The organism is Pseudomonas abyssi (assembly GCF_002307495.1).
Lineage (GTDB): Bacteria > Pseudomonadota > Gammaproteobacteria > Pseudomonadales > Pseudomonadaceae > Halopseudomonas > Halopseudomonas abyssi.
Genome location: NZ_NTMR01000022.1, coordinates 120,999 through 127,772 on the forward strand (window position 1 = coordinate 120,999; position 6,774 = coordinate 127,772).

Sequence of the window (6,774 nt, forward strand, 5' to 3'; positions counted from 1 at the left end):
ACTTTCGAGGAGAACTGCCATGTTTCGTCGTTTCTGTCTGCTGAGCCTGATGCTGCTCAGCCTCAACGTGTTCGCCGGCCCCGAGCCTACCCGTTTCGGGGATCTGGTGGTCTATCACAACGTGTTCAACAGCACCATGCTGCAGCCCGAGATCGCCGCCAATGCCGGTCTCAAGCGCGGCCCGACCCACGGCGTGCTCAACGTCGCCGTGCAGCGCCCCGATGGCAGCGCCGTGGATGCCATCCTCAAGGGCGAAGTGCGCAGCCTGATCGGCCAACCGGTCGCGCTCGACTTCAAGCGCATTCAGGAGGGCGACGCCATCTACTTTGTCGCCAACTACACCGCCACCCAACGCGGCGTGCTGCTGTTCAAGGTCGACATTCAGTCCGCCGAGGGCAGCATGGTGCACAGTCTGAGCTTTCAGCAGGAATTCTTCCCCGATGACCAGTAATGCCACCCTGCCCTTCAGTGAGTTAGTGCTCGCCAGCAACAACAAGGGCAAGCTCGCTGAGCTGCAAGCCATGCTGGGCAACAGCATCAAAGTCCGCCCGCAAAGCGACTTCACCGATATCGAAGCCGAGGAAACCGGGCTGACCTTCGTCGAAAACGCGCTGATCAAGGCGCGTCACGCCGCCCGCGCCTCGGGCCTGCCCGCCCTAGCCGACGACTCCGGTCTCGCGGTCGATGCCCTCGGCGGCGCGCCCGGCATCTACTCTGCCCGCTACGCAGGCGGTGGCGGCGACGCCGCCAACAACGCCAAGCTGCTTGAAGCGCTGAAGGACGTACCGGACACCGAGCGCGGCGCCCAGTTCATCTGCGCACTAGCGCTGCTGCGCCACGCCGAAGACCCGATCCCGCTGATCTGCGAAGGCGCCTGGGAAGGGCGCATCCTGCACGCCGCCAGCGGCGAGCACGGCTTTGGCTACGATCCGCTGTTCTGGGTGCCGGAGCGCGACTGCTCCAGCGCCCAACTCAGCCCGCAAGAGAAGAACCAGCTGAGTCACCGCGCCCGCGCCATGGCCCTACTAAAAGCCAGGCTGGGCCTGTGAAGCCACAAGCGACAAGCGGCAAGCGGCAAGCAAACCCAAACGCCAGCACGGACCGCTTGCAGCTTGAGGGGGCAACGCCCCCGTCTTATGGCTTGCAGCCGCCGCCCCTGGCGGCCTACATCCACATCCCCTGGTGCGTCAAAAAATGCCTCTACTGCGATTTCAATTCGCACACCAGTCACGATGCCCTGCCCGAGACCGAGTACGTTGACGCTCTGATCGAGGATCTGGAGCAGGACCTGCGCTTGCTCGGCGGCCTGCCCATCCGGCCGCTGACGTCGATTTTCTTCGGCGGCGGTACGCCGAGCCTGTTCTCGGCCGCCGCGCTGGATCGCTTGCTGCAGGCGCTGAATCAGCGCGTGCCGTTCGCAGACGACATCGAAATCACCCTCGAAGCCAACCCCGGCACCTTTGAGCAGGCCAAATTTCGTGACTATCGGCTGGCCGGCATCAACCGCCTGTCGATCGGCATCCAGAGCTTCAATGCCGAGCACCTGAAGGCGCTGGGCCGCATCCATGACGACCGCGAAGCCCTCGGCGCGGTCGAGATGGCGCGGCGCGCCGGCTTCGACAACCTCAACCTCGACCTGATGCACGGCCTGCCGAATCAGGACCACGCCCAGGCCATGGCCGACATTGACCAGGCGATGGCGCTCGCGCCCGAGCATCTGTCCTGGTATCAGCTGACGCTGGAACCCAACACCGTGTTCTACTCGCGCCCGCCCACGCTGCCCGAGGAAGACATTCTCTGGTCGATTCAGGAAGCCGGGCTGCAGCGCCTGGCTGCCGGCGGCTACGCCCAGTACGAGATTTCGGCCTATGCCCGTGACCGCCGCCGCGCCCGCCACAACCTCAACTACTGGCAGTACGGCGACTTTCTGGGTCTGGGCGCTGGCGCCCACGGCAAGCTGACCGACGCCAACGGCGCCATACAGCGCTACTGGAAGACCCGCCTGCCCAAGGACTACCTGACCCCGGAGAAAGCCTATCTGGCTGGCAGCAAGACGCTGGACGCCGACGAGCTGCCCTTCGATTTTCTGATGAACGCTCTGCGACTGGTCGATGGCGTGCCCAGCGCCTGGTACGGCGAGCGCACCGGCCAGTCACTGGAACGGATCGCCGACACCCTGAACCAGGCCGAGGCCAAAGGCCTGCTCGAACCCTGGCAACAGCAACTGCGCCCAACCGAACGTGGTCGCCTGTTTCTCAACGACCTGCTGGAAATGTTTCTCTAGGCCGCTATTTCCAACTCGGCCACGGGGCTGCAGCAGCTTGCATGGTCGAGCCGGAGCCCGCTCCTCTCGCCCCGCCGCACGGTAAATTACCATCGGTAACATCAATAGCCCTTGCTGCATGGCCGCTCAGTCAGGAGAATTGACTCAGTCTGGACACTGATTTCGATCTCGCCAGCCGGTGAGCAACCGGCGACGACCGCACAACAACAGCCGCGGCCCACAGGGCGCGCAGCAGATCGAACCACACCCAACCCGGAGGCCCGATGAATCCCTTCAGCTTTGCCACCACCGCGCAAATCCTCTGCGAATCCGGCTCTGCCGCCCAACTTGGCGATCTGTGCAAGCTGCGTGATGCCCACCGCGTACTGGTCGTCACCGACCCGGGCATCACCAGGATCGGCCTGCTCGACAGCGTACTGCCGGCCTTGGCCAAAGCGCAGGTGGCCGCCGAAGTGTTTGACCAGGTCGAAGCAGACCCGCCGGAGTCCGTGGTGCTGGCAGCCGTCGAGCAAGCCAAATCCATGCAGGCCGAGCTGATCATCGGCTTTGGCGGCGGCAGCTCGATGGACGTGGCCAAGCTGGTCGCCCTGCTGGCGCACCCAAACTGCACGCAGACCCTGCAGGACATCTACGGCGTCGGCAATGCCCGCGGCCAGCGCCTGCCGCTGATTCAGGTGCCGACCACCGCCGGTACCGGCTCGGAAGTCACCCAGATCGCCATCATTACCACCGGCGCCACCACCAAGATGGGCGTCGTCTCCCCCATCCTGCTGCCCGATCTGGCCCTGCTGGACGCCGACCTGACCTTGGGTCTGCCCGCCCACGTCACCGCCGCGACCGGCATCGACGCCATGGTGCACGCCATTGAGGCCTACACCAGCAAACTGAAGAAGAACCCGCTGTCCGACATGCTCGCCCGTGAGGCCCTGCGCCTGCTAGCCGGCAACCTGGATGCGGTGGTGCAGGACGGCCAGAACCGCGAGGCCCGCCAGGCCATGCTGCTCGGTGCGCTGCTCGCCGGCCAGGCCTTCGCCAACGCCCCGGTCGCTGCGGTCCACGCACTGGCCTACCCGCTCGGCGGCCACTTCCATATCCCGCACGGCCTGTCGAACGCACTGGTGCTGCCAACCGTTATCGAATTCAACGCGCCGGCCGCCGCGCCGCTGTACGCCGAGCTGGCTCCGCTGATCGTCGGCCGTGGCCTGGTACCCGGTGATGCCGACAGCCTGACCGAACAACTGGTGCGCGCCCTGAGCGAGCTCAGCCCACGCTGCGGTCTGCCGAGCCGTCTGCGCGATGCCGGTGTGCCGAAGGACAAGCTGGAGATGCTGGCCAAGGACGCCATGCTGCAGCAGCGTCTGCTGGTCAACAACCCGCGCGAGGTCACCGAAGCGGACGCGCTCGCCATCTACAACCTGGCCTACTGAGCCGCAAGCGGAGCAATCATGAGTACAAGCAAGCCCACCCGCAGCGATTACCCCTACCTGCACGCCATCACCACCCGCTGGCACGACAACGACATCTACGGCCACGTCAACAACGTGACCTACTACAGCTACTTCGACAGCGCGGTGAACAGCTGGCTGATCGCCGAAGGCGGGCTGGACATCCACGAGGGCGACCAGGTCGCCTTTGTGGTCAGCTCCAACTGCGACTATTTCGCGCCCATCGCCTTCCCTGACGCCATCGAAATCGGCGTCAAGGTGGCGCGCCTGGGCAGCAGCTCGGTGCATTACGAACTCGCGGTGTTCAAGCAGGGCCGTGACGAGGCCTGCGCGGCGGGCCGTTTCGTCCATGTATTTGTCGACCGCACCAGCAACACCGCCTTCCCCATCCCCAACCGCTGCCGCGCCGCCCTTGAGCGGCTGATGGACCCGATCTGATGCACCGCCGGTGGCTATTGCCGTTATTGCTCGGTCCACTGCTGCTGGCGACAGGCCCGGTCAGCGCCGAACCACGGCTGCAGAACCGCGTGGAGAGCTTTGATGTCAGCGGCGCCACCGTCGACACCATTCGCGCCAGCCTGAACCGCCACCGGCAACACAGCGCCAACCGGGTTGAATGGCACTTCAACTGGGAGTCCACGCCGGGCCAGTGCCGCATCACCGAGGTACGTACCGAGGTGAGTGTGACCCTGCACCAGCCGCGCCTGCTACCCGACCGGCAGCGCCCGGCCAGCGTGCAGCAACAATGGGACGCTTACTTGCTCGCGCTGCAGGCCCATCAGGAAGGGCACGTAGAGCTGGCACTGAACAGCGCCAGAGAAATAGAACGGGCGATCATGGCCCTGCCACCGGCCAGCTCCTGCGAACAGTTGCAGGCCAGCGCCAACGCCACCGGCCGCCGCCTGCAGGAACAACTTGCAGCAGACGACCGCGAATACGACAAACGCACCCAGCAGGGCACGCTGGACGGCGCGCACTTCCCGTAAGAAAGCAGCACTGCACCACCTGTAGGGTGGAGAACGCCAACGGCTTCTCCACCGGCCGCCCTCGCTCGGCACAGCGGGTCGTACCGCCGATTGGTGGGCAACGCTGCGCGCTTGCCCACCCTACAACAGGGTCCAGAAGCCGGGCTGGTCGAGCTCCCGCTCGACCAGCGTCAAGCGCAAACCGCGCTATTACGCCATGCCGCCCGGCGCAAAAATTTCGATCCAGTAACCATCCGGGTCACGGATAAAGGCGATGTTGTGCATCTTGCCGTCCTGCGGACGCTTGACGAAGGACACACCCAGCTCCTCGAAACGCGCGCAGGCCGCTTCCAGATCAGGCACGGCAAAGCCGATATGGCCGAAACCGCGCGGCTCTTCGTTACCGTTGTGATAGCTGAACTCCGGATCGTCTTCAGTGCCCCAGTTGTGGGTCAGCTCCAGCATGGCCGGACGGCCGAAGGTCTGGTGGGTGCGCTCGACCGGATCATCTGACCAGGTGTCCAGCGCGTTACTGTCGACGGCGGCCAGAAAATACAGGCTGAACTTGCCCGCCGGAAAATCCAGCTTCTTCACCAGCGTCATGCCCATCACGCGGGTATAGAAATCCAGCGTCGGCTCAGGGTTCTTGATGCGCAGCATGGTCTGGTTGAAGACAAACCCCTCGGTAGCCGGATCGCGGCTCTCGCACAGGCCCGGGGCGGATTCAAAGTGACGACTCATGGCAACAGCTCCCATTGGGTAGAAAAGGCCAAAGCCTAACACTGAAACGCCCGCACACAGAACGTGCGCGGGCGTCGGATTCAGTCAGCAGCGCGCCAACCGACGCTTCTGCTCTCGCAAATAATGAGAAGCGTCGGCGAGGCCGGCAGTACAAGGCAAAACCGGGAGAAGGTCGCTCGGAGTCGCGCTCGACTTTACGAATAGTAAATGAGCAGGCTTCGAGCGGTTTTAACGCAATAATGCCAACGCAGCCAGCTTCTCAGCGGAACTTGCGCTCTTCCCACCATGGGAAAAACGCCGGCTTGTCCGTGCTCGGACGCAACTTGAACTGCGGCGCGCGCTTCTCCAGGAAGGAGCTGACGCCCTCTTTCGCATCTTCGGACTCACCCATAAAGGCAATCGCGCGCGAGTCGATGATATGCGCTTCCATCGGGTGATCCGCCGCCATCATGCGCCACAACAGCTGACGGTTCAGCGCGGCGGACATGGCCGAGGTATTGTCGGCAATCTCACGGGCCAGCTCACGCGCCGCCGGCAGCAGTTCATCAGGCTCGTGGACGCTGCGTAGCAGACCGCCCTTGAGCGCTTCTTCGGCGCTGAAGACACGGCCGGTGTAGACCCACTCGGCCGCCTGCATCGGGCCAACGAGGCGCGGCAGGAACCAGCTGGAGCAGGCTTCCATGGTGATGCCACGACGGGCAAACACGAAACCGAACTTGGCGTTGGTCGAGGCCATGCGAATGTCAGCAGGCAGGCTCATGGTCACGCCCACACCGACAGCCGCGCCGTTAAAGGCAACGATGACCGGCTTGGTGCACTCGTAGATACGCAGCGAGACAGTACCGCCGCCATCACGCAGGTCATCACCCTCGGGCTGATCCTGACGCTTGTGACGGTTGAAGGTATCACCGCCCTTCTCCAGATCCGCACCGGCGCAGAAGGCACGGCCCGCACCGGTCATGATCACCACACGCACCGCATCATCGGCATCGGCCGCATCAAAGGCCGCAATCAGCTCACGACGCATCAGGCCGTTAAAGGCATTCATGCGCTCAGGACGGTTCAGCGTCAGCGTGAGGACACCGTCCTCCACCTGGTAATCGAGGGTCTCATAAGTCATGGGGTTCTTCCTGTCTGTTCAAATGCCGCCCAGTGTAGAACCCGCCAGTCACGGTAACCAGTTGAGTTACCGTGGCGTATGTGAGGGTATTGGTGGGGTGGATGGCAGGTAGCAGAAAACCTCATGAGCGTGAGGATTCAGCCCTCCGCCGATCAACCCCAACATTAATCCGCACGATCGTGCGGATTGAACTTTGCTGACTGCGCTGTCGGCCCCGTC

The 6,774-nt window shown here is 63.9% G+C and carries 8 protein-coding genes; 6 read left to right on the forward strand and 2 right to left on the reverse strand.

Features of this window, described 5'->3' with window-relative positions:
- Positions 1-19 precede the first annotated feature (19 nt).
- From CNQ84_RS16080 to CNQ84_RS16105, 6 genes are all read left to right on the forward strand, one after another.
- Entirely contained in the window at positions 20-451 is a 432-nt protein-coding gene (locus tag CNQ84_RS16080) for a DUF4426 domain-containing protein (RefSeq protein WP_096005847.1), read from the forward strand.
- Positions 441-1,049 (forward strand): RdgB/HAM1 family non-canonical purine NTP pyrophosphatase, encoded by a 609-nt coding sequence (gene rdgB, locus CNQ84_RS16085; protein ID WP_165771312.1) that lies wholly within the window; start codon positions 441-443, stop codon positions 1,047-1,049. The genes CNQ84_RS16080 and rdgB overlap by 11 nt, the downstream gene beginning before the upstream one ends.
- A gap of 92 nt (positions 1,050-1,141) precedes the next feature.
- Complete coding sequence (gene hemW, locus CNQ84_RS16090; RefSeq protein WP_245841441.1) at positions 1,142-2,284, forward strand: radical SAM family heme chaperone HemW; 1,143 nt, start codon at positions 1,142-1,144, stop codon at positions 2,282-2,284.
- Positions 2,285-2,547: 263 nt separating this feature from the next.
- The gene (locus tag CNQ84_RS16095; RefSeq protein ID WP_096005848.1) at positions 2,548-3,711 is read left to right on the forward strand and encodes an iron-containing alcohol dehydrogenase; all 1,164 of its coding nucleotides are present in this window, start codon (positions 2,548-2,550) and stop codon (positions 3,709-3,711) included.
- Positions 3,712-3,729: 18 nt separating this feature from the next.
- The gene (locus CNQ84_RS16100; protein ID WP_096005849.1) at positions 3,730-4,167 is read left to right on the forward strand and encodes an acyl-CoA thioesterase; all 438 of its coding nucleotides are present in this window, start codon (positions 3,730-3,732) and stop codon (positions 4,165-4,167) included.
- Positions 4,167-4,715: a DUF922 domain-containing protein gene (locus tag CNQ84_RS16105; protein WP_096005850.1), complete on the forward strand. Its 549-nt coding sequence runs from the start codon at positions 4,167-4,169 to the stop codon at positions 4,713-4,715. Before CNQ84_RS16100 ends, CNQ84_RS16105 begins: the two co-directional genes overlap by 1 nt.
- Before the next feature lie 189 nt (positions 4,716-4,904).
- On the opposite strand, the gene gloA is transcribed toward CNQ84_RS16105, so the two are convergent.
- Positions 4,905-5,435 carry a lactoylglutathione lyase gene (gene gloA / locus CNQ84_RS16110; RefSeq protein ID WP_096005851.1) on the reverse strand — a complete coding sequence of 177 codons (531 nt, stop codon included), beginning with the start codon at positions 5,433-5,435 and terminating at the stop codon, positions 4,905-4,907.
- 259 nt (positions 5,436-5,694) lie between these two features.
- Positions 5,695-6,555, reverse strand: a complete 861-nt coding sequence (locus CNQ84_RS16115; protein WP_096005852.1) for a crotonase/enoyl-CoA hydratase family protein — start codon at positions 6,553-6,555, stop codon at positions 5,695-5,697.
- Positions 6,556-6,774: the final 219 nt, after the last annotated feature.